The sequence below is a fragment of the Kitasatospora purpeofusca genome (assembly GCF_000718025.1).
GTDB classification, from domain to species: Bacteria; Actinomycetota; Actinomycetes; order Streptomycetales; family Streptomycetaceae; genus Kitasatospora; species Kitasatospora purpeofusca.
Genome location: NZ_JODS01000086.1, coordinates 1 through 716 on the forward strand (window position 1 = coordinate 1; position 716 = coordinate 716).

Annotated in this window: 1 protein-coding gene; it reads right to left on the minus strand. The window is 75.3% G+C overall.

Annotation, left to right across the window (positions count from 1 at the left end; translation table 11 throughout):
• Positions 1-716: N-acetylglucosamine-6-phosphate deacetylase (locus IF01_RS0140815; protein ID WP_030398686.1), on the minus strand; the 716-nt coding region annotated here is incomplete at both ends.

The window sequence follows — 716 nt, forward strand, 5'->3', positions numbered from 1 at the left end:
GGGTAGAGGCCGTCGCCCATGCCGGCGGCGCCCATGGCGTCGGTGATGAGGGCGACCCGGGAGGCGCCGGCGGTGCCGTAGGCGAGGTCGAGCACGGAGGGGTGGAGGTGGACGCCGTCGTTGATGAGCTCGACGGTGACCCGCTCGTCCTCCAGCAGGGCCACGATCGGGCCGGGGGCGCGGTGGGCGATGCCGGGCATGGCGTTGAAGAGGTGGGTGGCGACGGTGGCGCCGGCGCCGATCGCCTCCAGGGTCCTGCTGTAGTCGGAGTCGGTGTGGCCGACGGCGGCGATCACGCCGAGGTCGGCGAGCATCCGGACCGAGTCCAGACCGCCGGGCAGTTCGGGGGCGAGGGTGACCATCCTCGCGTGGCCGCGGGCGGCGTCGACGAGCTTGCGGACCAGGGCCGGGTCGGGGTCGCGCAGCAGGTCGGGGCGGTGGGCGCCGCAGCGGTTGCGGGAGATGAAGGGGCCCTCGAAGTGGACGCCGGCCACGACGCCGTCCTCGGCGAGCTCGGAGAGCACGGCGGCCTGGCGGGCCAGGTCGTCGATCTCGCCGGTGACGGTGGAGGCGACGGTGGTGGTGGTGCCGTGCTCGAGGTGGGTGCGGGCGGCGCGCAGGGCCTCCTCGGCGATGCCGGAGGCGTAGGAGGCGCCGCCGCCGCCGTGCACGTGCAGGTCGACGAAGCCGGGCACGACGGTGTACCCGGCCAGGTC